This is a genomic window from Myxococcus sp. RHSTA-1-4, from assembly GCF_020037125.1.
In the GTDB taxonomy this organism is placed as follows: domain Bacteria; phylum Myxococcota; class Myxococcia; order Myxococcales; family Myxococcaceae; genus Myxococcus.
Genome location: NZ_JAIQDG010000009.1, coordinates 141,084 through 166,454, shown reverse-complemented (window position 1 = coordinate 166,454; position 25,371 = coordinate 141,084). Strand labels below are relative to the sequence as shown.

Below are 25,371 nucleotides of genomic sequence, written 5' to 3'. Positions count from 1 at the left end.
TCTAGGCGGCGGACCGCGCCCTCACCGGGAAAAATCGCCTGCCGACGCACGATGCGTGAAGGAGAACGCTTCCCTGGCCGGCGGCACCGCCCCCGGGTCAGGACTCGTCAGGAATGGCCCGTCGCGGAAGCAGGCGGTGTCCCTCGAAGACCGTCAGTACCTCCAGCGTCCGGCTCCGGACACGGTAGACGATGCGGTAGCTGCGGCGGAGAACCTCCCGGATGTCGTCGCGCCCCAGCTCCGCCACCACTCGCCCGGAGCGAGGGAGCGCCGCGACAGACTCGGCGGCCTGGACCAGCGTTCCGACCCAAAGTCCCGCGGCTCTTGGATCGTCCCGGGCGATGAAGTCGCCGATATCGCGAAGGTCCCTCAGTGCGCGTTCCGTCCAGACGACCCGGAGCGCACGGCCCGACGGAGTGCGGCGCTTCACCTCGAGCCAGGCCTTGCGGGCTTGCGGTAGCGCTTCTTCATCTCCGACACCACGTCGTCATGCGTGTGTACACGCCCTGCCCTTGCATCCTCGAGCCCCTCCTCGATTGACCCGATGAAGCGGATCTTCTCCGTCAGCTCATCGAAGGACTCAGGGGACAGCAGCACGCCCGCGGGCTTGCCATTCTGGGTGATGACCAGCGGCTGGCCTGACTCCCCCAGCCTTCTCAGCCACTCCGACGCCTGGGCCTTGAAGTCGCTGATGGGGACGATGTCTTCGGAAACGCGCAGGGACCGCATCGAGCACCTCCAATGTGCCAATTGGATTTAGTCCGATAACGGTCCGCGAACCAGTCAGATTTCAGCCCGTAACCCGAGCTTCAGAGCACCTTCACCGCCTTCACCATGTCCGGGGACAGCTCCTCGTGGGGGAGGATGGAGAACCCCAGCTTCCGGCTGATGGTCTGCATGGGCCGGTTGTTCGACAGGATGTCCGCGACGATGCGCTGCATCCCCCAGTCGCGGCCAATGTCCACCAGCCGGCGGAGCAGCTCCGTGCCCAGGCCCTGCTTCTGCACCTGGTCGCTGATGAGGATGGCGAACTCCGCGTCCAGCGAGCCCCGCAGACGTGTCAGCCGGCCCACCCCGAGCAGCTCGCCGCTCTTGCGCTCCGCCACCAGCGCCAGCTCCCGCGCGTAGTCGTTGAAGCAGATGCGCGCCAGTCGCTCGTGCCCCACCCGTGTGCTGAGCTGCAACAGCCCCGCGTAGCGCAGGAACACCGTGTGCTCGGACAGCGTCCGGTGGAACTCCGCCATCCGCGGCTCGTCCTCGGGACGGATGGGCCGCAGCAGGACCTCCTCCCCATTGGGCATCTTGTACGGCGCCACGTACTGCAACGGGTAGGGCTCAATGGCCAGCTTCGGCAGCTCCGCCTCCGGCACCGTGGACGGGTGCAGCACCACGCGCGCGTCCAGCGCCAGCAGCCGCTCGGGCGAGGCCAGCAGCGGGTTGATGTCGACCTCCTTCACGAAGCGCTGCTCCACCACCAGGCGGCTGAAGCGCACCATCAGCCGCTCCAGCTCCGCCAGGTCCACCGGCTGCCGCCCACGCACGCCGCGCAGCGCCTGGTGGATGCGCGTCTGCTCCATCATCCGCCGCGCCAGCGTCGTGTTGAGCGGCGGCAGCCCCAGCGCCCGGTCCTTGAACACCTCCACCAGCGTGCCGCCCGCGCCGAACAGCAGCACCGGCCCGAACTGCGCGTCCACGCTGCTGCCGACGATGAGCTCGTACCCGCCCAGCTTCACCATGGGCTGCACGGTGACGCCGTCGAACGCGCCCGGCTGCCCCAGCTCCGCCAGCCGCTCGCGGATGCCCCGGAACGCCGCGCGCACCGCGTCCGCGTCCCGCAGGTCCAGCCGCACGCCATCGACGTCCGACTTGTGGCTCACCGTCAGCGAGTGCAGCTTCACCACCACCGGGAAGCCCAGCGACTCGGCCTCGGCCACCGCCGCGTCCTCGGTGAGGGCCAGGCGCGTCTCCACCGTGGGGATGCCATACACGGCCAGCAGCCGCTTGGACTCGTACTCCGTCAGCAGCGTGCGCCCGGCCGCACGGGCCTCTTCCACCTGGCGGCGCGCCTCGTCCCGGGCGGCGCCGTGCTCCTCCGCCAGCGTGGGCGTCTCGTACAGCCCGGCCAGGTTGTACGTGTACCGCCACATGTAATTGAAGATGCGCGCCGCGGTGTCCGGATAGTTGAAGGTGGGGATGCCCGCGTCGTTGAGGATGCGCTCGCCCGCGGCCACCTCCGAGCCGCCCATCCAGCTCGCCAGCACCGGCTTGCCGTGCAGCTTCGCGAAGGGCTTGAGCCGGTCCGCCGTCTTCGTGGGCTCGGTCATGTCCTGCGGGGTGAGGATGACCAGCAGTCCGTCGCTGTTCGGGTCCTTCCCCGCCACCTCCAGCGCCTTCGCGTAGCGCTCCGGGTCCGCGTCGCCGAGGATGTCCACCGGGTTGCCATGGCTCCACTCCGGCGGGAGGAAGGCGTCAAGCGACTTGCGCGTGTCCTCGCCGAGCACGGCCACCTCGCCGCCCCCGGCCACCAGCGCGTCCGTGGCGAGCACGCCGGGGCCGCCCGCGTTGGTGAGGAGGGTGAGGCGCCGCCCGGCGGGACGGGGCTGCCGGGCCAGTGTCTCCGCCATGTAGAAGAGGTCGGCGATGGAGTCCACGCGCAGCACGCCCGAGCGGCGGAAGGCGGCGCTGAGCACCTCGTCGCTGCCCGTCAGCGTGCCGGTGTGGGACGCGGCGGCCTGCGCGGCCTGCGCGGTGCGCCCGGCCTTGATGACGATGATGGGCTTGTTGAGCGCCACCTCGCGCGCGGCGGAGAGGAAGGCGCGCGCATCGCCGATGGACTCCATGTAGAGGAGGATGGAGCGCGTCATCGGGTCATCGGCCAGGAAGTCGATGAGGTCGCCCCAGCCCACGTCCAGCATGGAGCCCACGGAGACGAAGGCGCTGAAGCCCACCGCCTCGCGCAGGCTCCAGTCGAGGATGGCGGTGAGCAGCGCGCCGCTCTGGCTGATGAAGGCCACGTTGCCCGGCCGCGCCATGGCACCGGCGAACGTCGCGTTGAAGCCGCTCGGAGGCCGCATGACGCCCAGGCAGTTGGGGCCGATGATGCGGATGCGCGCCGCCTGCGCGATGTCGAGGATTTCCCGCTCCAGCCGAGCCCCCTCCGGCCCCGTCTCCTTGAAGCCCGCGGAGATGATGATGGCGCCCCGGACGCCCAGCTCCGCGCACTCGCGAATGACACCGGGCACCGTGGGCGCGGGGGTGATGATGACGGCCAGGTCCACCACCTCCGGCAGGGAGCGCAGGGACGGCCACGCCTTGATGCCCAGCACGTTGGGCCGGTGGGGGTTGACGGGGTAGACGGTGCCCCCGAAGGGATTGCTGATGAGGTTCCAGAGGACGGTGCGCCCCACGCTGCCGGGGCGCTCGCTGGCCCCCACCACCGCCACGCTGCGAGGCGAGAAGATGACGTCCAGCGGCAGCCGCGTGTGCTGCTGGTGGAGCACGTTGTGGGACGGGTCCTTCTTCTGGGAGCCGGGAGCGCGCGAGTCCATGGAACACCGTGTTTCAGCCGGAGTCCGGGCCGCGCGCAATGCCCGAATGGTGGACTCCGTGTGACAGGCGTCACTGCCGGCGGGGCACCCGCTACGCCGCCGAGGTAGCCGCCCGGTCCACCGCCGGCTTGAGCACCTCGCGCGCCCACTTCGCCAGGGTGGTGGGCGTGGTCGTCTGCGCGGAGCGGGGCTCGGCCGGGTCCATGCGGCCGTCGCCAATGCCGCCGTACATCTCCGCGTAGATGTCCACCAGCCAACCCGGAAGGCCCGCGGCGGCCATGCCCTTGCGCGCGTCGTCCAGCGTCACCTGCACGTAGCGCACGGGCCGGCCGAGCGCCTCCGTGAAGATGGACTCCATCTCCGCGTACGTCACATCCGCCGGCCCGTGGACGCCCACGTAGCGGTGCCCCTTCCAGCCCGCGTCGAGCAGCACCTCGGCGGCCTTCGCGGCGATGTCCGCCACCGCGACGAAGGGCACGGCCTTCGTCCGGGGCACCGGCATGAAGAGCGAGTTCGTCTTCGCCAGCGTCCCCACGTCGCGCAGGAAGTTCTCCATGAAGAAGCCCGGCCGGAGAATCGTCACGTCCGCGCAGACGGCCTTGAACGCCTCCTCCACGCCCTGCATCGCGTTCACCGGGCCGGTCCCGGAGCCGTGCTGCGCGCCCACGCTGGACAGCACCACCACGCGCTTCACCCCGTGCGCCTTCACCGCCTTCGCGGCCGTCTGCGCGGCCTGCTTCGCCCAGGCGACGAAGTCCGGCGAGCTCACCGGAGGCGTCAGCCAGAACAGCGCCTCCGCGCCCGCCAGCGCGCCGTCCAACACCGCGGCGTCGTCGGTGGAGCCCTGCACCCGCTTCGCGCCGCGCGTCACCAGGTCCGCCACCTTGTCGGCGGTGCGGCTGATGACGGTGAGGGGGCGGCCGGCCTCCAGCAGGCGCAGCGCGAGAAGACGGCCAATCTGTCCATTGGGGGTGTTGATGACGATGCTCATGGGTGGCTCCGGTGACTGCGAGATGGGGCAAAACTGCTCGCGTCTCCGGCATGAGGCCACTGCATGGTATTCATATGCACATGAGCGCCCCTCATGCCCGCCGTCCCCGCCCTCCGGCCGCGAAGCCGGCGGAAGCCGTGCCCCCGGCCCCCGTGGACCTGTCCGGTATCAACCTCAACCTGGTGGTGGCGCTGGACGCGCTGCTGACCGAGGTCAACGTCACCCGGGCGGCGGAGCGGGTGGGCGTCACCCAGTCCGCCATGAGCCACTCGCTGCGGCAACTTCGCGAGCTGCTGGGAGACGCGCTGCTCATCCGCGGCCGAGGCGGCATGATGCGCACGCCGCGCGCGGAGCAGCTCGCCGCGCCCGTCCACCGCGGGCTCATCGAGCTGCGCCGGGCGCTGAGCAACGAGCCCGTCTTCGAGCCCCGCACCGCCACGCGCCGCTTCACGCTGGCCACCGGTGACTACTTCGCCGCCACGCTGCTGCCGGAGCTGCTCGCGCTGCTGGGCCAGGAGGCGCCCCACGTGGACCTCGTGGTCCGCCACCTCCTCCCGGACCAGCTGCCCTCGCTCCTGGAGAGCGGCGAGGTGGACCTCTGCGTGGCCGCCTTCCCCCCGCTCGCCCCCGGGCTGCGCCAGCAGAAGCTCTTCACGGAGGACTTCGTCTGCGTCGTCCGGGAAGGCCACCCCGCCACCCGGAAGGGGCTGGACCTGGAGACGTACCTGCGCCTACCTCACGTCCTCATCAGCCCCCGGGGCGAGGGGGCCGGAATCGTGGACACCGCGCTGGCGCTGCAAGGGCGCTCGCGGCGCATCGGCCTGCGCCTGCCCTACTTCCTCACCGCGCCCCTGGCGATGGTCCGCTCGGACCATGTCCTCACCGCGCCCCGCCGGCTGGTGGAGACCTTCACCGGGGCCTGGCCCCTCCAGGTCCTCCCCCCGCCCGTGGCGCTCAGGTCCTTCGACGTCCCGCAGATATGGCACGAGCGGTTCGACGATGACCCGGCACACCGCTGGCTGCGGGGGTTGGTGCTCCGGGCGGCAGGAGGCGCCGCGTCACGACCTGCCGGGTCTTCACGGAGGGTGCGTCGCGCGCAACCTTCCTGACACTCCCGGGCTGAAACACTGAACGCAGATTCAAGGGTGGGCGAGCATCCCACGGCCCGGACGGTGTAGGGTGCTACACCTATGACTTCTTCCGAGAAGCTTGTTTTCAACCAGACGGTCGACGCGCTCTTCGTGCGCGCTCTGGAAAACCGCCTTACCCCGGCGTGCCGCGAGCACCTCCGCCGGGCGGGGCTGGACCTGGAGCAGAAGCTGGCGCGGACCTACACCTTGGAGCAGTGGAAGGAGTTCCTCCGTATCGCCGCCGGTCACGTCTATGCCGGCGTCCCCGCCGAGGCCGCGTACTACTCGCTGGGCGAGCGCTTCATGGATGCCTACTTTGGCACCTTCTTCGGCCGGGCCCTGCTGGGCGTCGTCCGGCTGGCCGGGCCTCGGCGCATGCTGTTGCGGACGGACATGGGCTTTCGCGCCGGCAACAACTTCAGTGAGGTCGAAATCGTTGAGCGTGGCCCCACTTCGGTGGAGCTGAAGATGAACGACGTGCTGGCGGACCTGCCCACGTTCGCGTCGGGTCTGCTGACCCGGGCGGTGGAGCTGTGCGGTGGGTGGCGGGTGGTGGCGGTGCCCGAGGAGTTCGACGGCACCTCGGCCACCTTCCACATCCGCTGGTCGGAAGTGCCCGCCGAGGCCGGTCTCACCGCGACGGAGGATGGTGGCGCGCCTCGGCCTCGGGCGTAGGTGACTCAGCCTCGAGCCAGGAGCTCGGAGATGGCGCGTCCGAAGCCCTCCGGGTTGTCCTCGGAGAAGCCGTGCCCGGACGCCGGCACGGTGATGACGGGGAGGCCCGCGGCGGCCACCTGGCGGGCCGTCTCGTGCGTCGTGGCGTCGCTGCGCTCCCCGAGGATGTAGCCCTTCACCGGAACGGGCAGTGCGGCCAGGCGGGGAATGAGCCCCTGCCCCACCCGGACCAGCGAGGTCGCGCTCCGGTGGAAGGCCACCGGGTCCGCGAGGCGCACGGTCTCCCGGTACGCGGGAGAGTCCATCGACGCCACCCACCGGGGCCAGTTCGCGACGAAGTCGTCGACGGGCGTGGCCGCGGCCACGGCGCTCCCGGTGGCGTCCTCGGGGCGGAGGTTCGGCTCGGCGACCAGCAGGGCCGAGGGAGGACGCCCGGCGCGGACGAGCTCCTCCGCGACCAACAGGGCCAGCGTGCCGCCCATGCTGTGACCCACCAGGGCCACGCGCCCGGCGTCAGGCCCCAGCAGTCCCACGAGGAGCCGAGCCTGCTCCGCGAGCTCGTAGCTGAAGTCCCGGGGGCGGTCGCTCTCGCCGAAGCCGAGGAGGTCCACCCAGAGACTGGCCCGGCCCTCGAGCGCGGCGCTGTGCGCCACCGGAGGCCAGTCCCGGCTCCCGGCGCAGCCCAGCCCATGCAGGTACACGATGACGGGAGTCGTTCCCGAGGAGCGCCCCCGCAGGACGCGGTACCGGCTCCCCGGCAGCTCGACACGTACCGACTCTTCGACGCTCATGCGGTGGACCTCCATCACGCCGGGCGGACCAACCCGGGCCCCCGGTCCGCGTCCAGCGAATCGAGGAACGAGAGGACACTCCGTGCACACGCCTCCGGCTGCTCCAGCGGGAACAGGTGGGTGCCCGGAAGCGCCTCGGTGCGCACGCCGGGAACGGTGCGCCGCACACGGGCCAGGGCCTCCGGGGTGAGCGTGTCGGTGTGGTCTCCGCGCACCACCAGCGAGGGCACCTTCACCGAGCGCAGCCGGGGCCACACGTCGTGGGGAATCGTCTCGAAGACGCGTGCCTCCCATTCCGCGGGGATGGCGAGCCGGACGCCGCCCCCGGGCAGCTCCACGAGTCCGTGGGTGAGGTAGTCCTGGAAGGCCTCGGGGTCGAGCCGGTGGAAGAGCGCCTTCTTCCGGTAGCTGGCGGCGACCTCTTCACGAGAGCTCCAGCGCTCACGGCGGCGCCGGGCTCCGCGGGCCAGGGGCATCCGGCTCCGCATCCCGAGCAGCGACGCCGCCTGGAGCATCCACAGGCGCTTGCCGGTGAGGAGCACCGGGTCCAGCGCGACGACGGCCCGGAAGAGCTCCGGTGCCTTCACGGAGGCGAGCAGCGAGGCGACGCCTCCCACGCTGTGCCCCACCCCGATGACGTCTCGCAGCCCGCGCGAGCGCAGGGCGTGGACCAGTTCGTCCGCCAGGTCGTGCCAGTTCCGCAGCGCTCGCGGGTCCGAGCCCGGCACGAGCGCACGGCTCCGGATCGTGACGACGCGGTAGCGCGGCTTCAGGAAGTCGATGAGCTTGCGGTAACTGCCCGGCGGGAAGCCGTTGGCATGGGCCAGGTGCAGCACCGGGCCGGTGCCGCCCCAATCATCCAGGTGCAGGGCGTCATGCATCTCCTCCCGAATACTCCAGAAGGGCCCGGGTGTCTTCCGGGCTGGCGTCAGGCGTGGGCGCGCTGCCGGTTGAGGACGTGCACGATGAGGACCGCCGCGATCGCCCCGATGACGGAGCCGACGATGTTGGCGGGCTGGAGGACGAACAGTGACGTGCCCGGCGCGTTGAAGGTGCCCGCGAACATGCCTCCGATGACGGCGCCCACCATGCCGACGAGGAGCATGGAGATGAGCCCCATGTGCCGCATGCTGGGGAGGATGGCCCGGGCGAAGAGGCCGATGACCCACCCGATGATGATGAACGCGAAAGGCGCCATGCGTATCTCTCCGTGGGCCGTGCGCCTCCCCGCGGGTGCACGGGGAGCCTGTTCCCGCCGTGTGACGTGGCCCCTTCTAGAGATGGGGCGCGTGGGGGCGCCGTGCCAAGCGAGCCTGAGGGCTTGCCATCGTCTGGTCGTCCGCCTCCCAGCGGGTCGTTCTCCGTGTCAAACCAATCTCATCAGGCTGGCCGAGCGGAGTGCGTGGAGCCGGCGGGACCTGGATTCAAGAACAAGCGGCGCCGTGGGGAGAAATCGTCCGCCTGCTTGAACCTCTTAGGAGCGAGCGACTTCCGTTGAGCTGTCACCATCCCAGACCGTCCCCTCCGCGCGAACGCTGGCCAGATGGACCCGAACCACCTCCGGCCGACTTCCCCATGCTCAAGCAGAAGATGAACGGCAGGCTGCTCGCCTACTTGGTTGGCGCTCCGACTGTTCGGCTTGAGCCGGAATGGGGGCTCACCATCGCCTAAACGCGCAGGTCGAAACGCACCCAGTTGTTTTGATGTTGCTACACACCTCGCGGGCACGTGCGGCAAGCGGATCAAGGCCAGAGCAAGAGGCTTGCTGGCCAATCCGGAAGACAACACGGTGCCGTTTGCAACTGGAGACTTGACTACCTTCCATGAGGAGGCAACTGGAGCACCTGTTGTAAAACAACGTACAGGCAGTTCCGAATCGCAAAAGCCAGCGCCCCTGCAAGCCACGAGAGGCTCAGGAAAGGTGCACTAAACATCATCATCCATCCTTGATGAACCTCGAAAGGGCTCTTCATTCCCCGCCAGCCAAGCCCCTCTACGGTAGGGACAAGCAGAAAGGCGACGACCCCGCTGGCGTAGCCAACCAACAGCCCAGTACCCATCCCACGAAAAATTGAGCGAAGGATACCTCTATGACGAGGTTCGGGCATGGCCAACAGCGCCACCAAGAGGCTTCCGAAGAACAGGGCGCGGTGTGCAATGAGATGGCGCCCCTTGAGCCAACCGGCCGCAGATGTATCGAGGTCAGTCAGTGCGGCCATGCTGAAAATGACCGCCAGCGCAGCCAGCGCACCTACCGCCTTCACGGAGTTTTCGTTCATGGTCCTGCACCTTGCCCGGGGTCAAGGTGGGGAAGTCAGCCAAGTATAGTTCCTGTACGACGGTCCCCATCAAGAATGGCCGCTCGACGAAGCGGGAGGGAGACTGCCCGCTACGCGTTCTTTGAGCACGCAGAATTTCACCTACGAGTATTGCCGTAAAGCTGCTCAATAGCCGAACACCCGCCGCATCTGCCTGGAAAAGTTGCCGGGAAAGAGGGTCGGCTTGATCTCTTTAAACGGTCCCACGCCAGAGATGCTCGAAGAGACGGCCGAAACGCACAATCCCGGTGTGATGTCGTGCGTCCCAGCAGGGTCATGGTATCCAAAGTTCTCCGCGATCTTTCGCTCGTCCTCAGGTGCGGTGTTGACGTTATAGATCAAGACTCCATCACCACTGTCGACATGGTACTTGATGTAGGGCCCAAGCGCCGCCTGCTCTGCTTCGAAATACCCGCCGCTACCCCGCTCCCCGTCAACAGTGTACGATCCGCCGAGATCGAACAGGACTGGCTCTCCGTCTCCTGCATTGTCCACTCGGATAGCAACGTGCGTCCCATGTCGATCGGAGTCGTACGTGATGATGACCTGAGTGTCGAGACCTTTGGGGTCGATGTAATTGACCGGATTGTCCAGCACATACGCATAGAAGTTGGTCTCCCCGCCCCTGAAACGGATGGGGTCCTTGGCCGCCCAGCGACCGCTTTCGGCGTCATAGTCCCGTGCGCCAAAGCGCACTAACTTGGTGTGGGCGTCATAGAGCCCACCGGCGAAACCGAAGGGCTGGAAGCCAGGGTTGGAGTCAGCCAGGACGTTGCCCCAGGCGTCGTACTCCAGGGCCTGCACCACGCCGCCATCGGCGGTGTTGACGAGGAGGCGAGGGCTGCCCAAGTGGTCCGAGACGAAGCGGTAGGTGACACCGCCCTTCACCATGTAGTCCGGGGAGTGGCCTCGCGTTCCATAGACGAAGCGGCTCACCACGCTGCCCGTCCCGTCCAACTCCGCCACGACGCGCAACTGCCCGTCGTAGAGGAAGGCCTGGGTGAAGCTGCCATTGACGCGCTTGCCCACGCGGCGGTTGGCGGCGTCAATCACGTAGGCCACCTGGGTGTCATCGGGCAGCGAGACCGCAGTCAGGTTGCCAGTTGTGTCGTAGGTGTACTGGGTGACGTCCGTGCCCACCGTCTTCGTCTGCAAGTCCCCGCGGGGCCCCCAGGTGTAGCTGGCTGCTCCGCGCGTCAGCAACCGGTCCTGGTCGTCATGGGTGGCCGTCGTGGTGACACCGCCCTCCGTCTGCGATGTGCGGTTGCCATTGGCGTCGTAGCCGTAAGACGCATGGGCTGCACCATTGAGGGTGACGGTCTCGAGACGGCCCGCCGCATCGTAGGTGTAGCCCCAGGTCAGGGCCGCGCCGCCTTGCACCGCCTCGACGCGACTCGTGATGCGGCCCGCGTTGTCACGCGTCAGCGTCGCCGAGTAGAGCGTCGCCGTGCCGTACCTGGCGACGAGGCTCGTGACTTCCCCGAAGAGGTTGTAGCCCTGCGTCGTCGTGACGCTCCCCAGCGTGGTGCCGGTGAGCAGCCCATTCGAGGTATTCCGAGTAACCGTGAGACTGCCAGCAGCCGACAGCATCCTGTCGTTGTCGTAGGTGTACGCAATGGGGTTGGAGCCATTGACGCTGACGGAGGCCACATCGAAGTTGGTGTTGTACGTGTAGCCCACAGTCCCCGAGATGCCACCTGTCCAGGTGACCCCCGTCACCAGCGGACCGTCGCGGGTGAAAGCAAGACTGGCCCCGCTGCCGTCCGACGCGGCGCTGTCGGTAAGGCTCTCCAGGTGCCCCGTCGTAGGCGAGTAGCCCGCCGTCACCGTGTGGCGCGGCGTCGTCACCGTCGCGAGGCGCCCACCGGTGTCGTAGGTGAACGAGGCGGAGGTGCTGTCCGGGAAGCTGACAAGGGAGGGCTGGTCGTCCAGGTTGTACGTCGCCGACGTGCTGACACTACCTGCTCCATCAACTGCGGGCGGCGTGTAGACGTCCTCCACGTCATTGGGCGTGTAGTCAAAGGCGTGCGCGGGCTTCCCGGGGGGAGTGAGTGAGGTGAGGTTCCCCGCGGCGTCGTAGCCAAAGGAGAGCGCGCGAGGGCCTGGCAACATGGAGCCCGTGAGTCGGCCCGCGGCATCCTGGGTGAAGCTGGTGGTACGGCTCAAGGAGTCGGTCGCGGACGCGAGCCAGCCCTTCGCCGCCCCACTGGAGTGGTAGTCGAAGGTTTGCGTGCGCACGCCCTGTGTGACGGAGGCCAGCTTGCCATCCGGGTGGTAGCCATACGTGACGGGCGTGAGCCCCGGCACCTCGAAGCGAGTGATTCGGCCTTGCGCGTCGATGTCCGTGTACACCTTCTTGCCCATGGGGCTGGTGCGCGTGAAGCGCCCGGTGTCCTTCGTGAAGACGGTGCTCGTGGACTTTCCATTGAGGACGGAGGTCCACGTCGCCGTGGTGTAGGCGAAGGGGTCCAGCGCGTTGGCGCCCGTGGGTCGCGTCACGGACTGACTGGCCGAGGCCACGCGTGCAAGGCCCGAAGGCAGCGTTGTCGTGTGGCCCGCCACGAAGGGGGTTCCCGCTCCGAAGCGGATGTCGCTGCCGGAGCGCACGATCTCCGTCGTGCCGTCCGGGTGCGTCGTGACGTCCACGCCATTGGCCCCCCTGTCCGTCACGGTGGTGATTCCCGCGGGAGTACGAGTGGTGCGCCGCTGCAGACTGCCCACCCTTTCCGAAGTGTGCCGGGTGACGCGTCCCTCGGCCGTGGTCACATCCACCGCGAAGCCCGCCTTGCCGGCGCCGGGCCCCGAAGCCGGCTTGGAGCGTGTCAGCGACTTGAAGCCACCGCCCGGGTTGCTGTCCTTCCGCAACCGGCCGGACGCGTCGTACTCGAAGGAGTGGACGCCATTTCGCGGGTCGGTGAGCTTCGTGAGCAGTCCCCCGGCGCTGTACTCCAGCGCTACCGCCTCGTCGTTGGGGTTCTCCACCCGGGAGAGAAGCCTTTCCGGAGACACCGTCAGTTCGGTGCGCTGGCCTCCGGGCGCGACAATGGCGGTCGGCCGGCCATCGGACTGCCGCTCAATGGTGGTCACCTGCGCGTTGGCATCCGTGAGGGTGACGAGCCTTCCGGCCGAATCGTAGCCAAAGGTCAGCAGCGGCACCCCCGAGAGTGCGTCCAGCGTGCGCAGGTGGCGACCTCCCGAGAAGATGTACGTCTCGCGCCCATCCCCGGAGGGCACGAGCACTTCCCCCAGCGTGAACCCGCTGGACGGCGAGACAACTTTGTACACACGGTGGGGGGGGCTGAACCCGATGTACAGCGTTCCGTCGGGAGCCACCGCGAGCGTCAAGGGGTAGGGATAGAGGTTCGTCTGGAGCGCGCTGGCCCCCTCCACCGGATAACCGCTTCCGTTCAGCCCGGTTCCCGCGACAGTGGAGACAATCCCGTCAGGCCCGATGCGGCGGACTCGATACCCATCAACAAAGTACAGCGAGCCATCAGGCCCCAGGGCGGTCCCTCCCTCCTGGATGAAGCCGGCCATCGTCGCGGTCACCGCGGGCCCGTCATCCCCGGTCGAGGAAGCGACTCCGTTCCCCAAGACACTGCACACCATTCCATCCGCATCAAGCTTCCGGATGCGGTAGTCACTCTGCCCCACGAAATACAAAGCCCCGGACGAGTCGAATCCCGCGGCGCGAGTATGCCCCCCCACCCCTGTGCTCAAGGCCGGAACGGGGGTGGGGCTCTTCGCATCGGTGCCATCTCCCACCACCGTGGTGATGATTCCCTCCGCATCCACCCGACGAATACGCCTTCGAAGGGCATAGTCATTCACCGAGGTACTGAAGTAGACATCCCCGGCTGACGAAACCTTGATGAACCCGACGTGGCCGATGGGGGCCTGTGTGGCGGGCCCGCCCTCTCCCTCGGTACCGGTAAGGGGCAGCGCGCCATTGCCGGCGAAATGATGGACAATCCCATCCGGCGTGATGCGGTACATCCGGTTATTGTTTTTCGTGACGTAATGACTGCCGTCCGGCCCCAGCGCATGGGCCCAGAGGGTGCCAAAGTCGGTCGACGTTGCGGGCGCGCCGACGCCACCGTCCGAGACGGAACACCCAGTCTTACAGCCCACCGCCGTATAAACACGCCCATCCGGCGCAATGCGGCGAATGACGCCTTGCTGGGTGTCCATGGCATATAAGGACCCATCCGGGCCCGCGGTGAGATGATTCACCGCGAAGCCTGATTCCGTGGCGATGCCTCCGTCGGTAACGCTCTGCCCCCCTCCCGAAACCAACTTCCAGACCGAACCGACGGCCTGAGCGGACTGCCTCGCCCCATCTCCACGGTGCAACGTGCCAAAGGTGGACTCGAAGGTATGGTGCGCATTCAGCGTCCACCCCCCCAGCGACAGGCCCAGCACATGGTACGGCACCAACTTCTGCGCCCAGCGTCGCCAGAGGAACACCTCCGTTGTATCCCGATTGCTACTGGCAATGACGCCCCCGCCGACCGCGCCAAAGCTGCGCGTGAAGTCCGCCGGATTCCGATAGACACCGCGGTAGGCGTAACCCACATCGACCCGAAAGACCTGGGCGCCCTGGAGCGGACGTCCCCACCTGTCGTTCCCGTCCCACTGAAAGGTGAAACGCCGGTTGGGCGTCGAACCGAAGATGTAGCGCCAGGAACGACCAGCGCCAGAGATGTTGACAATGACATACTTGAGGCTTTGCGGCACGCTGGCGCCCGTGACGGCCACCTCGAAGCCATAGCGACTGGTGCGCCCGGGCACCCTGTCACTCTGGTAGTGCAGCGTGTAGGGAGTGCCGGCGACGGGCAGCACCTCTCCCAGCGTCTGATTCTCACACTCGATGACGCTACCGGACGTCTTGCAGGGCTCCGGCTCGGGCTCGTCGGCGAGAGGCGCCTCGTCTGGCGGACCGATGGCGTCGTCGGGAAAGCCGAAGGGCCAGTTGCAGTCCCAAGGCGTCAGGTGCGTCAGCGGCACGCGCCAGAGGGAAGAGCCCGGCGAGTAGAGCGTCGCCAGGCGCTGCCTTTCTTCATCGCCGAGCCCCAGGTCCGAGAGGGGTGCGCCCGTGTCGGCCAACCCGTCACCTGTAACATCCACGTCCGCCCGGCCATTGGTGATGCTCACCACCTTGATGACGCGCCCGTCCTCGTCCGCCTTCCACGCGCCCACCTGCCTGTCGTAGTAGCCCGTGGGCACGTCGGTGCCGACGGGGAACGCCAGGAAGTTCTCCAGGTAGAAGTACACCGGCTGGCTGAAGGAGACGCGGGTGGCCCCCGCGGCGAGCGCCTCGTCCAGACTCCATTCGACAGCGTACGTGTAGCCACTCGCGGGGGGCAGAGCCCCGGGCATGGCCCGGGGGCCATCCGTGCCGACGGTGTACTCCGTGGCGCGCACGGACATGCTGGAGAGAGCCTGGGTGGTACCGTCGGGCAGCGTCAGGGTGACGCCGGTGCCAGCAGGCACGAGGAGGGTGGCCTGCCGAGCGCCATCCGCATCCGACACCGTGCTGCCACGAGCCACCTGCAGCGTCGAGGCATTGGCATTGACGACGGTGACGACAGGGTCAAGGGCCGTCAGGGCAACATCCTCCACGGCCACCCAGTCACGCCACGGCGTCTGCACGCCACGCTGCACCGGCAGCAGGCCTGCCTTCTCGAACTGAAGGACGACAAGACCGCCACCGTTGACGGCGAACTCATAGGCGCCATCCGCCCGCGTCAGCGTCTGCCCCCACTCGGGGTGGGAGAGCGCCGTCACCTTGACGCCCGCCAAGGGCGCACCGGCCCTGTCCAGCACGCGCCCGTGAGCGACCGCCACCCGGCGGGCTTCCATCGTCCCGGGAGCCACTCCCGTCTGCGGCGGGTTGCTGCCCTCATAGAGGAAAGAGGTTGCGTCGGCGAAGTCCGTCGCCGTCCCCGTCTCCACCAGCGGCGGCACACCTGGAACAGTGGGTCCGTCGTCGTGGCTGAGCGCACTGGCGGGCACCACCTGCCGCGCCTGACCGGGGTACTCCCAGAGCAACCGCGCGAGCGCCCCTCCCGGGCCTTCGAAGTACTCCATGACGAGGGCGTACGTCTGCCCCGCCACCAGCGACACCGTCCCGCTGGACAGAGGGTCGTAGTCGTCCTGAAGGGTCCAATTGTTGATGACGTTTTGTCCCCCGACCCACAGCCGTACGCCGTCATCCGTCGAGGTGGTGAAGGTATAGAGCCCCGTCACCGGCGCCGTCACCGAGCCCGTCCAGCGCACGCTGAAGGTGTCGCCACTGGAGAGGGCAGTCCCCGCCGGAGTCCCATACTCCCAGTCGAAGTCCACCTGTGAGTCGACACGCACGGTGACGAGGGTCTGCAGCGCGTCATCATCGAAGTACTCGGCCCTGAGGCCCGGCACCTGCAACGCCTGGCTGCGCGTGGCCAGCGCCATCGGCGCCTCTCCGCCCGGCACCTCGTGCCCACAGCGCACGGCCAGCAACGCGACGAACACCGCGCTCGCGGCGGCCCCCAATGCCTTCCACTTCGTCCTCATACGCCCCCTCTGACAGACGACACCGTCCAAGCTCAGACAGCTCACCTATCGGAATTGCACGTGCAGTCAAGTACCAACAAGGACTCAGCCGGAACGCAAGTGAATGGGCTGGATGGTCTGACAAATCCAACGACTATGCTGCTGTTGGAGCAAAACACTGACGCCATCGCATATTGCGTCTCGGTGAAGAAATCCATGGCGGACGGCCTGGGTCGAGCTGGTTGTGGCTTACGACAGCCTTTCACCGTGGATGCTTGAGCACGCGCGCCCATGCATGGGATGGACGCGAGGAGCCGCGTCCATATCCGACGACACCTGGGTTCTGTCGAACTGATGAAGAACGTCGCCGAGGCAGGCTACGTGCGTTTCCTCTGCGCCGTCAGGCCCCGCTGCCTCACCGCCACTGCGGATGCACCAGCACGCGCGCCTCGACCTCGGGCGTGAGCTGCGCGCCATGGGGTGCCCGCGATGACGAGCGCTTCCACCGCTCCAGCCACCGCGCCCCCAGCGGAAGCTCCAGCGACTCCCGCCGCGTGGCGCCCACCGTCGTCTCACCCTTCGTCCCGGTGGACACGCCGGCCCCCACGTAGAAGCCGGCCAGCAGCAGTGTCACCCGCGTCGGCGTGGCCGCGCTGTACGTCAGCAGCAGGGCCCCCTCCCCATCCTCGCGGCAGTGCCGGCGCACCCGCGCCAGCACCGCCTCCGTCCACATGTCCGGGTTGGACGCGGGGGAGAACGGGTCGAAGTACACGAGGTCCGCCACCGGCAGCGCCCCGTCCAGGTGCGGCACCGCGTCCCCGAGCAGCAGCCGCCAGCGCACACCCTCCCCTTCCCAGACACCGTCGCGCATCAGCGCCTCGGCCGCCTCCCGGAAGGGCTGGAGGAAGGGAAAGCCCGCGGCGTCCGCCAGCGCCAGCCGCAGCGGCGCCAGGTCCACCTCGAAGCTGACCACCTCCAGCGTCCGCTGCTGCTCCGCCCCCAGGGCGCGCGCGCAGGTCAGCGCGGCCACCGCGTTGGTGGCGGCCCCCAGGCCCACGTCGTGGATGACCAGTGCGGGCCCCGGCTGGCGCAGGCGCTCGGCCAGGCGCGGCTGCTCCACATACAGCCGGAGCGCCTCCTGCCACGGCCCCACGGACGGGTGCATCACCTCGCCATGGCCCAGGTGCCGCACGGCGCGCGCGCCGTTGCGCAGGGTGACGACCTCGAAGTCCCCGTCGCGCGGGTTGGCCTCGGGAACAGTCCCCGTGCTCACCCGACCTCCTTCAGCGTCACCTCGCGCGAGAGCGCCTCTTCCTTCAAGTCCTTCGGCGTGGCGATGGCCGCCTTCAGCTCGCGGGCCACCTGGTCATACGTGCCGCGGAGGATGCCCTCGCGGATGCGCCCCATCAGCTTCTGGTAGTGCCGCACGTTGTGGATGGACAGCATCCGCGAGCCCAGGTGGTGCCGGCCGCGCACCAGGTGCTGGAGGTAGCCGCGCGTGTAGCGCTTGCACACGTAGCAGTCGCACTCGGCATCCAGTGGCGTGTCGTCCAGCCGGTACGCGGTGCGGCTGATGCGCACCAGCCCGCCGAACGTGTACGCATAGCCCTGCTGCGCCATCTTCGTGGGGATGATGCAGTCGAACATGTCCACGCCGCGCAGCACCGCCTCAATCAGGTCCGTGGGCGTGCCCACCCCCATGAGGTAGCGCGGCTTGTCCGCCGGCAGCGACGCGGTGGCGCGGGCCGTCATCGTCTCGCGCTCCGCCTTCGTCTCGCCCACCGCCAGCCCGCCGATGGCGAAGCCGTCGAAGGGCAGCTTCGTCAGGAAGGCCGAGCTCTCGTCGCGCAGGTTCGGGTACACACCGCCCTGGACGATGCCGAAGAGCGCCTGTCCCGTCTCGTGCTTCGCCTTCGCCTCCAGGCTGCGCACGGCCCAGCGGTGGGTGCGCTCCATGGCCTCGCGGGTGCCCGCCTCGTCCGTGCGCGAGTCGATGCACACGTCGAGCACCATCATGATGTCGGAGTTGATCGCCTGCTGCATGGCGATGCTCGACTCGGGGCTCAGCAGCTGCCGGCTGTTGTCGTGGAAGCTGCGGAAGTGGGCGCCCCTCTCGGTAATCAGCCGGTCCTCGGGCAGGGAGAAGATTTGAAAGCCACCCGAGTCGGTGAGGATGCCGCCGTCCCACTGCATGAACGGATGGATGCCCCCGAAGCGCTTGAACACCTCCGCGCCCGGGCGGAGCATCAGGTGGTAGGTGTTGGCCAGCAGGATGCTGGCGCCCGTCTCCTTCACCTCCTCGGTGCCCAGGTGCCGGAAGGCGGCGTGGGTGGCCACCGGCATGAACATGGGAGTGGGGAACGAGCCCCGGCGGGTGTGCAGGATGCCAGCGCGGGCGCCGGTGGGGTCGGTGGTGACGAGCTCGAAGCGGACGGCCATTGAACGGCCCTTATACCCGTCACACCCGGCGGGCACCGCAACCATCTGCCCTTGCCTGCTCCCCCGCCCGCCATGCCCCCACATCCCCCTTGGGCCCTCCCCGCCCCCCGGGCGGGCGTCCAGGCACAGCGGAACCTCCGGGTGGGATGCGCCGCCCCGGGGGCTCCGGGCGGCATTTTTCGCGCCCTTCCCGCGGTTACATGGGGTCACCGCGAAAGGGCCGGGGACGCGAAACACCTTGCTTCTTTGGCCCACCGCGCCATTTCCGCTACAACGCCGCCGCCATGTTCAACGTCATCAACGTCTCCAAGGCCTACGGGCCCAAGAAGCTCTTCGAGGAGGTCAACGTCACCTTCTCGCCGGGCCGCCGCTACGGCCTGACCGGTCCCAACGGGGCCGGGAAGTCCACCTTCATGAAGATCCTCGCCGGAGACGAGGAAGCGGACATGGGCAGCATCGTCCGGCCTCGCAAGCTGGGCATCCTCCGCCAGGACCACTTCCGCTACGAGAACGACCGCGTCCTCGACGTGGTGCTCATGGGCAACAAGCACCTGTGGGCCGCCATGTCGGAGAAGAACGCGCTCCTGGCCAAGGCGGACATCACCGAGGAGGACGGCAACCGCCTGGGCGAGCTGGAGGGTGTCATCGCCGAGGAGGACGGCTACTCCGCGGAGAGTGACGCGGCCACGCTGCTGGCGGGCCTCGGCATCGAGGAGTCCTTCCACGAGGGCCCGATGCGGCAGCTCACCGGCGGCCTGAAGCTGCGCGTGCTGCTCGCGCAGGCGCTGTTCGGCAAGCCCGAGGGGCTGCTCCTCGACGAGCCCACGAACAACCTCGACATCGACTCCATCCGCTGGCTGGAGAACTTCCTCCACGCGTTCGAGGGCGTGCTCATCACCATCAGCCACGACCGGCACTTCCTCAACTCCATCTGCACGCACATCGCGGACATCGACTACGAGACCATCATCCAGTACACCGGCGGCTACGACGACATGGTGCGCCAGAAGGCGCAGTTGCGCAGCCGCGTCGAGTCCGAGACGGCGGAGAAGAAGAAGAAGATTGCCCAGCTCCAGGACTTCGTCGCCCGCTTCAGCGCCGGTACCCGCGCCTCGCAGGTGCAGAGCCGCATCAAGCAGATTGAGAAGCTCAAGTCGGACGACCTGAAGCGCTCCAACATCGCGCGGCCCTTCATCCGCTTCGACCAGAAGGTGGTCAGCGGCAAGCAGACGCTGATGGTGGAGGGCATCCACAAGTCCTTCGACGGCCAGCCGGTCATCAAGCCGTTCAACGCCCTGGTGTGCAAGGGCGAGAAGGTCTGCGTCATCGGCCGCAACGGCGTGGGCAAGTCCACGCTGGTGAAGATGATTGCCGGGCAGCTCGAGCCGGACGGTGGGAAGGTGACCTGGGGCCACCAGGCCTCGGTGGGCTACCTGCCGCAGGACCACCACGGCGTCGTCCGCAAGGGCACCACCTGCTTCGGCTGGCTGCGCGACTTGCACGACAAGCTCACCAACGAGGAGATCTCCGGCGTGCTGGGCCGGATGCTCTTCTCCGGTGAGGAGCGGATGAAGAACACGGACACCCTCTCCGGTGGTGAGACGGTGCGCCTGCTCCTGTCCAAGCTGATGATCATGCAGGACAACGTGCTGGTGCTGGACGAGCCGACGAACCACCTGGACCTGGAGTCCATCTCCGCGCTGGCCGAGGGCCTCCAGAAGTACGAGGGCACGGTCATCGTCGTCACGCACGACCAGGAGCTCATCTCCGAGGTGGCCACGCGCATCTGGTCGCTGCAGCAGGGCCAGGAGGTGCTGGACTTCAACGGCCCCTACTCCGAGTTCCTGGAGAAGCACGCCGACGCCGCGGCCCGCCGCCGCTAGCCGGACAGCGCTCCGGCGCTGAAGCACGAATCGCCGCCCGGACCGGGGAGTTGCTCCCGGCACGAGGCGGCGATTCGCGTTTCCGAAACCCGGGGGCCAGGCCCCCGGGCTTCCCTGCGCCCAGTGGCGCTACCAGCTCGCGAAGCCCAGCGAGGCGGCCCCCACGAACCAGTCGCTCGCCGTGTCGGAGTCGGTGCCGCTGATGCGGCGCAGGGTGGTGTCCTTTCCCGGGGTGACGAACGCGTCGGCCCAGTTGACGGAGACGTCATACGCCGACGGGAAGCTGGTGTACGTGCAGGGCACGCCATTGCAGTCTGGCGGGGCCCACTGCCCCTCGGCCTGGAGCGCCTGGAGCTGGGTGAGATAGCCGGCGAAGGTACTGAACGGCTGGATGACGGCGATGGCGTCCTGGGTCACGCCGAAGTTGTCCTGGATGCGCAGCGTCCGGTTCCCCACGCTGCTGATGCCGGAGGCTCCGCCATGGAAGTCCCAGGCCGTGTCGTAGTTGGAGGGATAGACCCCCTGCGGGTACTGGCTCACGCCGGTGGTCTCCGAGCCGGGGGCGTCGGTGCCACCAAGGATGTCCGGGACGAGGTGCACGATGATGAAGTCACCCTCGGCCACCGTGACGTCGGGGAGCGTGGCCAGCGGGGCGTCGGTGTTGTTCCCATCCACCAGCGTCGCGCCCTGCACGCTGCCGCCCTGGACGACGTAAAGCTCCACCAGGTCGCGGCCGCTGGGGACGTTGGGCGCAATCTCGGAGATGCGCAACCGGGCGGGCTGCACGAAGCCGGTAAAGCTTGCTGAGGCCGCCGCCGGGTCCAGCGGGCTGCCCTGCATGTCACGCACGGTGGCCGCCACCGTCACGGTGTACGACTGGCGCGGCGTCTGGTTCGTGGTGTTGAGCCAGACGTTGCGGTCGCTCGCGGCGGCGGACGTCACCGTCAGCCCCGGAATGGAGAACTGGCTGCCGTTGGCCAGGATGGAGGCCGGGTCGATGCGCCGGTCGAAGCGCACCACGACGCTGTTCCGGTCACCCGCCTGCGCGCTCGTCACCCGGGGCCCGGGGCACGTCATGGAGGTGACGTGGGAGGCCTTCCACACCGAGGGCTGGGCGGCCGCGTGGAAGCGCCATAGCGGAGAGACGACCGTCACCTCGCACCCCGCGGACAGGTCGAGCGAGTCCCTCACCGTCTCCACCACGCGCAGCTTCATGTTGGGCGCACTGGCCGAGCCCTCGGGCACACCGGCCGTCACCAGCGGCGCCTGCACGTGGCCGGTGCCAGCCGACACGAAGCCGCTGCTCCCCACCGTGCCGGAGATGGAGACGTACTCGGACTCGTAGGTGCCCAGGAGCGAGGGCAGGTCCACGCCGCTCACGTCCTGCACCATCTCCTCCACCGGGTTGTTCCAGCTCAGGGCCGTGTAGCTGGAAATCGTCGCGCGCGCCTGTCCGTTCCGCGTGAACCGCTCGGAGACGGTGACGTTCACCCGCTCTCCGCCCTCCGGGACGGGGGAGAGCGTGAATGGGTTCACCTCCACGAAGATGGCGGGTCCCCGCTGCTCGGCCTGGAGGAAGAAGCCAGCCGGGTCGTTGAGGGTGTTCCCGACGAGCGGCTTGACGTAGGTGATGATGGCCCCGTCGATGGTCATGTTCACCGGGCCGTCGGGCTGCTCGCGCACCGCGGCGATCTGCTCCGAGGCGGTGTTGGAGTAGAGCTGGAGGTCATACACCTCCGTCTTCACCGCCTCGATGTTGCCCACCCTGTCCACCGAGAAGAACCGCACGGTGGTGTCGCGGGTGAGGAGGAAGGGGCCCTCGTACAGCGGCGAGGCCATGTGCGGCTCGGAGCCGTCCGTGGTGTAGCGCGTCTCCCGGCACAGGCTTCCCGAGTCGGTGCACTCGAGCATCACCGCGACGGGGTCCGTGTAGATTCCACCGGCCGGCACGGCCCGTGTCACGGGCGCCGTGGTGTCGATGGTGTACGACTCGCTCCGGGACGCCTCGAGGTTGCCCACGGCGTCCACCGAGCGGAAGCGCACCTGGGTGCTGGTGGAAACGGTGAAGGCCCCGGTGTAGCGCGTGCTGGAGGTGGACGGCTCGCTGCCGTCCAGGGTGTAGAACGTTCCGGCGCAGCCGCTGCCACCGGCATCCGAGCAGCTCAGCGTCACCGCTACCGCGCTGCCATAGAAGGTGCCCGGCGGGCTGGCGGTGGTCACCGGCGCGGTGGTGTCCGAGGAGAAGGTGTACGTCTCCACGGCCACGGCGCTGGTGTTGCCCGCCGCGTCCACGGCGATGAAGCGCAACGACGTGTTGGTGGAGAGGAACAGCTCGCCCGTGTAGCGGGGCGAGCCCGTGTCGGGCGTGGCGCCGTTCGTCGTGTAGTGGATGGCGGAGCATCCGGAGCCCACGTCGGCGCACGTCAGCCGCACCGTCTGCGGCGTGAAGTACGCCCCTCCCCGAGGCTCGGCGGAGACGGTGGGCGCAACCGTGTCGATGACGTACGTCTCCGTCTTCACGGCCTCGGTGTTGCCCAGCCCGTCCGTGGAGAAGAAGCGCAGCGTGGTATTGGCGCTGATGCGGATGGGCCCGGTGTACGACAGGAAGTCGCCCGCGGGCGCGGCGGGGTTCGTGCTGTAGCGGATGGGGTTGGCGCAGCCCACGCCGCCGGCGTCATCACACGTGAGCACCACGTCCCTCGCGGCGCGGTAGGTGCCGCCGCCGGGCGTGGCCGTGGTGGTGGGCGGCGTCGAGTCGATGACGTACGTCTCCACCTTCGCCGCCTCGGCGTTGCCCAGTGCGTCCACGGAGAAGAAGCGCAGCGTGGTGGTGGTCTCGAAGCGCAGGGTGCCGGAGTAGCGCGGCGAGGACGTCGTGGGCGGAGTGCCGTCCGTGGTGAAGTGCGTGGCGGCGCAGGTGCCGCCGCCCGAGTCCTCGCAAGACAGGGACACCGACTGCGCGCTCGTGAAGCTGCCGCCGGTGACGCTCGGGGTGGTGACGGGGGCCACCCTGTCGATGGTGAAGGTCACCACCCGGACCGGCTCCCGGTTGCCGACCGCGTCCACGGAGAAGAAGCGCAGCCCGCGGGTGGACGTCACGGTGATGGGGCCCTCGTACCGGGGCGAGGCGTCCGTGGGGGTGTTCCCATCGAGCGTGTAGCGCGTCACCGCGCAGCCCGTACCGCCCTGCCCGTCGTCGCAGTCGAGCGTCACCTGCGTGTCCCCGCCGAACAGGCCGCCCGCGGGGTTGGCCGTGGTCAGCGGCGCCGAGACGTCGATGGAGTACCGCTCCGTCTGCTCGCTGCTCCGGTTGCCCGCGTCATCCACGGCGAAGAAGCGCAGCGTGGTGTTGGAGGAGAGCCGCAGGGGGCTCGTGTACACGGGCGAGCCAATCGTCGGCTGCGAGCCGTCCAGCGTGAAGTGGATGGCGGCGCACCCGCTGCCGGCGGCGCCGTCGCTGCACGAGAGCGACACCTGCTGCACGCTGCTGTAGTTGCCGCCCCGCGGCTCCGCGGAGGCCGTGGGGGGCACCGTGTCGATGAGGTACGGCTCGGTCTTCGCCGTCTCCACGTTCCCCGCCCGGTCCACGGAGAAGAAGCGCAGCGTGAGGCTGGACGAGACGCGCACCGGCATCACGTACAGCGGGGACGCGGTGGTGGGGGGCGTGCCATCCAGCGTGTAGTACGTGGCCGCGCAGCCGCTGCCCGCGAGGTCCTCGCACGCGAGCGTCACGAACTGCTCTCCGCCATACGAGCGGCCCGGCGGCGTGGCCCGGGTGACGGGCGCGGCCTGGTCCACCACGTACGTCTCCGTCACCATCGGCCCGTCATTGCCCGCCACGTCCACGGAGAAGAAGCGCAGCGTGGTGTTGCCGCCGATGGAGATGGGCCCGGTGTACCGCTCGGAAGCGCGCGTCGGGGGGGCTCCGTTGGTGGTGAAATACGTGGCCGCGCAGCCGCTGCCGGTGCCGTCGTCGCACGTCAGCGCCACCGTGAAGGCCGAGCGGAACGCGCCGCCCCGGGGCGTCGCCGCGGAGACGGGGCCCGTGCGATCCAGCGTGTACACCTCCGAGTGCTCCTCCGACGCGTTGCCCGCCCGGTCCACCGCCAGGAAGCGCAGCCGGGTGGTGGACTCCAGGCGCAGTGGCGCGCCGTAGGTGCTCGACGCCGCCGAGGGGATGGAGCCGTCCGTGGTGTAGTGGATGGAGGCGCAGCCGGAGCCGTTGCCGTCGTCACACGTCAGCGTGACTTCCACCGAGGCGCCGTGGTTGCCCCCCCGCGGCGAGGCGGACACGGTGGGCGCCTCCGTGTCCAGCACGTAGCGCTCCAGACGCGCGCCCTCCACGTTGCCCGCCACGTCCACGGAGAAGAAGCGCAGCGTCGTGTTGGCGGAGATGGCCAGCGGCGCCGAGTAGCGAGGGGACGCCTCCGTGGGCACGCTCCCGTCCAGCGTGTAGTACGTGGCCGCGCAGCCGCTGCCCGCGCCGTCGTTGCACGTCAGCGCCACGCTGCGAGGGCTGTTGTAGGCGCCGCCCGGGAGGGAGGCCGTGGTGGTGGGGGCCTGCGTGTCCACGGCGCTGGTGAGGGTGTACTGCTCGGACTTCACCGCCTCCGTGTTGCCCGCCTTGTCCACGGAGAAGAAGCGCACCGTGGTGGTGGCCGAGAGCGTGAAGGGCTCGTGGTACTGCGTGGAGCCGGTGCCGGGAGTGGAGCCGTCCAGCGTGTAGTACGTGGCCGCGCAGCCGCTGCCCGCGCCGTCGTCACAGACGAGCGCCACCGCCACCAGCTGGCTGAAGCTGCCTCCGGCCGGCGTGGCCCGTGTCGCGGGCGCCGAGGTGTCCTGCCCGGGGTTGGGGTTCGGGTCGGGGTCCGGCTTGCCACAGGCGCTCACGAGGTGCGCGGTCAGCAGCACCAGGGCGCAGCGAAGCGGCCAGGAAGTTTTCAGAGACATCGTAGCTCCAGGATGCAAGGCGACCGTCCCTCATCGGGGACTGCGTTCAGGCAGGGGCATGTCCGGGGGGACGACGCGGCAACGGCTTGAACTGTCGCCTGTCAGACAGCCG

General features: G+C 68.7%; 15 protein-coding genes. 3 read left to right on the top strand and 12 right to left on the bottom strand.

Going from position 1 to position 25,371, the window contains the following annotated elements:
* Positions 1-97: 97 nt before the first annotated feature.
* From K8638_RS15105 to K8638_RS15090, 4 genes are all read right to left on the bottom strand, one after another.
* The gene (locus K8638_RS15105; RefSeq protein ID WP_223755219.1) at positions 98-430 is read right to left on the bottom strand and encodes a type II toxin-antitoxin system RelE/ParE family toxin; all 333 of its coding nucleotides are present in this window, start codon (positions 428-430) and stop codon (positions 98-100) included.
* Positions 427-729, bottom strand: a complete 303-nt coding sequence (locus K8638_RS15100; RefSeq protein WP_223755218.1) for a type II toxin-antitoxin system Phd/YefM family antitoxin — start codon at positions 727-729, stop codon at positions 427-429. Before K8638_RS15100 ends, K8638_RS15105 begins: the two co-directional genes overlap by 4 nt.
* Before the next feature lie 80 nt (positions 730-809).
* Positions 810-3,548, bottom strand: coding sequence for a bifunctional acetate--CoA ligase family protein/GNAT family N-acetyltransferase (locus K8638_RS15095; RefSeq protein WP_223755217.1), 2,739 nt, complete (start codon positions 3,546-3,548; stop codon positions 810-812).
* Positions 3,549-3,639: 91 nt separating this feature from the next.
* Entirely contained in the window at positions 3,640-4,539 is a 900-nt protein-coding gene (locus tag K8638_RS15090) for an NAD(P)H-binding protein (RefSeq protein ID WP_223755216.1), read from the bottom strand.
* Between the two features lie 80 nt (positions 4,540-4,619).
* Between K8638_RS15090 and K8638_RS15085 the strand changes: the two genes are divergently transcribed.
* Together K8638_RS15085 and K8638_RS15080 are read left to right on the top strand one after the other, a co-directional pair.
* Positions 4,620-5,648, top strand: a complete 1,029-nt coding sequence (locus K8638_RS15085) for a LysR family transcriptional regulator (protein ID WP_223755215.1) — start codon at positions 4,620-4,622, stop codon at positions 5,646-5,648.
* Between the two features lie 81 nt (positions 5,649-5,729).
* Positions 5,730-6,344 carry a DUF2378 family protein gene (locus K8638_RS15080; RefSeq protein WP_223755214.1) on the top strand — a complete coding sequence of 205 codons (615 nt, stop codon included), beginning with the start codon at positions 5,730-5,732 and terminating at the stop codon, positions 6,342-6,344.
* A gap of 5 nt (positions 6,345-6,349) precedes the next feature.
* Here K8638_RS15080 and K8638_RS15075 read toward each other — a convergent pair whose 3' ends face one another.
* The 7 genes from K8638_RS15075 to tgt all read right to left on the bottom strand — a co-directional run bounded on the left by K8638_RS15075 (position 6,350) and on the right by tgt (position 18,426).
* The gene (locus K8638_RS15075) at positions 6,350-7,135 is read right to left on the bottom strand and encodes an alpha/beta fold hydrolase (protein ID WP_223755213.1); all 786 of its coding nucleotides are present in this window, start codon (positions 7,133-7,135) and stop codon (positions 6,350-6,352) included.
* A 14-nt stretch (positions 7,136-7,149) separates the two neighbouring features.
* Entirely contained in the window at positions 7,150-8,016 is an 867-nt protein-coding gene (locus tag K8638_RS15070) for an alpha/beta fold hydrolase (RefSeq protein WP_223755212.1), read from the bottom strand.
* A 47-nt stretch (positions 8,017-8,063) separates the two neighbouring features.
* Positions 8,064-8,333: a GlsB/YeaQ/YmgE family stress response membrane protein gene (locus K8638_RS15065; RefSeq protein WP_223755211.1), complete on the bottom strand. Its 270-nt coding sequence runs from the start codon at positions 8,331-8,333 to the stop codon at positions 8,064-8,066.
* 616 nt (positions 8,334-8,949) lie between these two features.
* Entirely contained in the window at positions 8,950-9,414 is a 465-nt protein-coding gene (locus tag K8638_RS15060) for a hypothetical protein (RefSeq protein ID WP_223755210.1), read from the bottom strand.
* Positions 9,415-9,579: 165 nt separating this feature from the next.
* On the bottom strand, positions 9,580-16,008 hold the full coding sequence (locus K8638_RS15055) for a PA14 domain-containing protein (RefSeq protein ID WP_223755209.1): 6,429 nt from the start codon (positions 16,006-16,008) through the stop codon (positions 9,580-9,582).
* Positions 16,009-16,402: 394 nt separating this feature from the next.
* A complete protein-coding gene (locus K8638_RS15050) occupies positions 16,403-17,260 on the bottom strand; it encodes an MnmC family methyltransferase (protein ID WP_223755208.1) in 858 nt (285 codons plus the stop codon).
* Positions 17,257-18,426: a tRNA guanosine(34) transglycosylase Tgt gene (gene tgt / locus K8638_RS15045; RefSeq protein ID WP_223755207.1), complete on the bottom strand. Its 1,170-nt coding sequence runs from the start codon at positions 18,424-18,426 to the stop codon at positions 17,257-17,259. The genes K8638_RS15050 and tgt overlap by 4 nt, the downstream gene beginning before the upstream one ends.
* A 284-nt stretch (positions 18,427-18,710) precedes the next feature.
* On the opposite strand from tgt, the gene K8638_RS15040 reads away from it, so the two are divergent.
* Positions 18,711-20,309, top strand: coding sequence for an ABC-F family ATP-binding cassette domain-containing protein (locus tag K8638_RS15040; protein ID WP_223755206.1), 1,599 nt, complete (start codon positions 18,711-18,713; stop codon positions 20,307-20,309).
* 129 nt (positions 20,310-20,438) lie between these two features.
* Here K8638_RS15040 and K8638_RS15035 read toward each other — a convergent pair whose 3' ends face one another.
* The gene (locus tag K8638_RS15035; RefSeq protein WP_223755205.1) at positions 20,439-25,259 is read right to left on the bottom strand and encodes a chitobiase/beta-hexosaminidase C-terminal domain-containing protein; all 4,821 of its coding nucleotides are present in this window, start codon (positions 25,257-25,259) and stop codon (positions 20,439-20,441) included.
* Between the last annotated feature and the right edge of the window lie 112 nt (positions 25,260-25,371).

Excerpts from the sequence above, each read along its gene's own strand:
- K8638_RS15100 (WP_223755218.1), bottom strand. The coding sequence starts at position 729 with ATGCGGTCCCTGCGCGTTTCCGAAGACATCGTCCCCATCAGCGACTTC.
- K8638_RS15095 (WP_223755217.1), bottom strand. The coding sequence starts at position 3,548 with ATGGACTCGCGCGCTCCCGGCTCCCAGAAGAAGGACCCGTCCCACAAC.
- K8638_RS15090 (WP_223755216.1), bottom strand. The coding sequence starts at position 4,539 with ATGAGCATCGTCATCAACACCCCCAATGGACAGATTGGCCGTCTTCTC.
- K8638_RS15085 (WP_223755215.1), top strand. The coding sequence starts at position 4,620 with ATGAGCGCCCCTCATGCCCGCCGTCCCCGCCCTCCGGCCGCGAAGCCG.
- K8638_RS15080 (WP_223755214.1), top strand. The coding sequence starts at position 5,730 with ATGACTTCTTCCGAGAAGCTTGTTTTCAACCAGACGGTCGACGCGCTC.
- K8638_RS15075 (WP_223755213.1), bottom strand. The coding sequence starts at position 7,135 with ATGAGCGTCGAAGAGTCGGTACGTGTCGAGCTGCCGGGGAGCCGGTAC.
- K8638_RS15070 (WP_223755212.1), bottom strand. The coding sequence starts at position 8,016 with ATGCATGACGCCCTGCACCTGGATGATTGGGGCGGCACCGGCCCGGTG.
- K8638_RS15065 (WP_223755211.1), bottom strand. The coding sequence starts at position 8,333 with ATGGCGCCTTTCGCGTTCATCATCATCGGGTGGGTCATCGGCCTCTTC.
- K8638_RS15060 (WP_223755210.1), bottom strand. The coding sequence starts at position 9,414 with ATGAACGAAAACTCCGTGAAGGCGGTAGGTGCGCTGGCTGCGCTGGCG.
- K8638_RS15055 (WP_223755209.1), bottom strand. The coding sequence starts at position 16,008 with ATGAGGACGAAGTGGAAGGCATTGGGGGCCGCCGCGAGCGCGGTGTTC.
- tgt (WP_223755207.1), bottom strand. The coding sequence starts at position 18,426 with ATGGCCGTCCGCTTCGAGCTCGTCACCACCGACCCCACCGGCGCCCGC.
- K8638_RS15040 (WP_223755206.1), top strand. The coding sequence starts at position 18,711 with ATGTTCAACGTCATCAACGTCTCCAAGGCCTACGGGCCCAAGAAGCTC.
- K8638_RS15035 (WP_223755205.1), bottom strand. The coding sequence starts at position 25,259 with ATGTCTCTGAAAACTTCCTGGCCGCTTCGCTGCGCCCTGGTGCTGCTG.